Origin of the sequence: Streptomyces sp. MBT53 (assembly GCF_016654115.1) — a bacterium.
Lineage (GTDB): Bacteria > Actinomycetota > Actinomycetes > Streptomycetales > Streptomycetaceae > Streptomyces.
Genome location: NZ_JAEQAZ010000531.1, coordinates 1 through 2,179, shown reverse-complemented (window position 1 = coordinate 2,179; position 2,179 = coordinate 1). Strand labels below are relative to the sequence as shown.

Here is a 2,179-nt window from a genome sequence, read left to right as displayed (position 1 = left end):
GCAACGCCTCGTGGACGACGCCGATGAGTTTGTCGACCCCTTCGGGTCCGATCGCGCCGTCCTCGTCGAGGAGTTGGGCAAGGCGGAGTTCCACCTTGTGCGAGTGCGCGGGCAGCGGTCGCGCTCCCGGGTGTGCGTCCACCACCAGCAGATGCACCGTGTTCGATCCCACGTCGAGGACACCGAGTCTCATATACGGAACGCTACTGCCACCTGCACCGATCTCCGTCCTCGGAGCGGTTTCTGGGGCCGCCCCGGGCGACTTACCCTGGACGCGTGCCAAAGACGAAAAAGGCGAAGAACGACAAGGCGGCCAAATCACCCGGCGATTCTTCGCCGGTGACGTCGGCCATGCCCCCGAGGACGACGTCGGCCAAGCCCCCGAAGACGTCGACGATGTCGAAGAAGGCTCTGAAAGCCGACGAGAAGGGGCTCGACTTCGCGCGCGCGTGGGTGGAGTTCCCGGATCCGGCGGACGAGGAACAGCTCTTCCGCTGCGATCTGACATGGCTGACCTCTCGCTGGAACTGCATCTTCGGAAGCGGCTGCCAGGGCATCCAGGCGGGCCGCGCGGACGACGGATGCTGCACCCTGGGCGCGCACTTCTCCGACGAGGACGACGAGAAACGGGTCGCCGGGCATGTGGCGAGACTCACGCCGGACATCTGGCAGCACCACGACGAGGGCGTGCAGAACGGCTGGACCTCGGAGGACGAGGACGGCGACCGCCAGACCCGCCCCTTCAAGGGCTCGTGCATCTTCCAGAACCGCCCCGGTTTCGCGGGCGGCGCGGGCTGCTCGCTGCACATCCTCGCCGTGAAGGAGGGCCGCGAGCCCCTGGAGACCAAGCCGGACGTCTGCTGGCAGCTGCCGGTGCGGCGGACGTACGAGTGGATCGACCGCCCGGACGACACGCGGGTGCTCCAGGTGTCGATCGGCGAGTACGACCGCAGGGGCTGGGGTTCCGGCGGCCACGACCTGCACTGGTGGTGCACGTCGGCGACCTCGGCGCACGGCGCGGGCGACCCGGTGTACGTGTCCTACCGCCCGGAGCTGACCACCGAGCTGATGGGCAAGGCCGGCTACGACCGTCTGGTCGAGCTGTGCGAGCAGCGCCTGGCCTCGCAACTCCCGCTGCTGGCACCACATCCGGCGGACCCGGTCGGCTGACCGCTCAGGACGGGCCCGGCTCGCCGCCGTCGGACGGCGGCGCCGAGCCCCCCGGGTCGGCGGAGGACGAGTCCGTCGGAGTGGGATCCGGATCGGCGGACGAGGGCGGCGGATCACTCGGCGTCGGACCGGTGGGAGCCGTCTCCGTGGGCGTCGGATCCGGCCCGGACGAGGGCGGCCCGCCGGGATCGGGATGCGAGGGATACGACGGCTCGCCCGGCTCGGTCGGGGCGGGCGCGCTGCCGTAGCCCTCGATGGAGACGACGGCGCCGGCGGGCGAGACGGCCACGCGCGCGGTCCAGGGGCCGGAGGGCTCGCGCAGATGGTCGACGTACACCTTGATCGTCAACGATTCGCCCGGGGCGAGGGTTCCCGAGGACTGGCTGAGGTAGAGCCAGGGTGCCGTGGTGGTCGCGGACCAGCGGACCGGGGCCGCGCCGGACGCGGTGAGGGTGACGAGCGTGGTGTCGGCGCTGTTGGCGGCCGAGACGGCGAGCCGCCCGGCCCCCTTGCCCCCCGTGCCGGCGACGCTGATGACCTCCACGGAGACATCGTTCTTGCCGCCTTTGCCGTCGCCCTTGCCGACCCGCGCGCGGGGCCCCGCACCGGCATCGGCGGGGAGGTGCGCCATGGCGACATGCAGGGCCGCGCGGGGTGCCTCCAGGACGGGCAGTTCGGCGGGCGTGACTCCGGCGCCGGGCCAGGTGCCGGGCACCGCGCGCTCGGCGGTACGGCGGCAGCGCGGGCAGTCGTCGACGTGCCGGACCAGTTCGCGGCGCAGCGCGCTGCTGAGCACGAGCTGATGGTCACCGGTGAGCCGGGCGACGCTCGGGCAGGTCCCGGTCTCCACGACGGCGAGGGCGGCCCGCGTGCGTTCCACCTCGCAGGCGGCGGAGGCCAACAGCTCCCGCGCGGTGGCGAGATCCATCCCAAGGACGGCGGCGACCTCGTGGGCGGCGAGCCGGTGGCGTACGGCGAGTTCGAGCGCCTCGCGCTGCTCCGGGGTGGT

The 2,179-nt window shown here is 72.2% G+C and carries 1 protein-coding gene and 2 pseudogenes; 1 reads left to right on the top strand and 2 read right to left on the bottom strand.

Annotated elements, in window-relative coordinates; translation table 11 throughout:
• A pseudogene (locus JHN45_RS53905) lies at window positions 1-193 on the bottom strand (Ppx/GppA family phosphatase); the annotation flags it as partial.
• A gap of 158 nt (window positions 194-351) precedes the next feature.
• Between JHN45_RS53905 and JHN45_RS52620 the strand changes: the two are divergent.
• On the top strand, window positions 352-1,170 hold the full coding sequence (locus tag JHN45_RS52620; RefSeq protein WP_374195708.1) for a hypothetical protein: 819 nt from the start codon (window positions 352-354) through the stop codon (window positions 1,168-1,170).
• Window positions 1,171-1,174: 4 nt separating this feature from the next.
• On the opposite strand, the pseudogene JHN45_RS52615 reads toward JHN45_RS52620, so the two are convergent.
• Window positions 1,175-2,179, bottom strand: a pseudogene (locus tag JHN45_RS52615) (hypothetical protein); the annotation flags it as partial.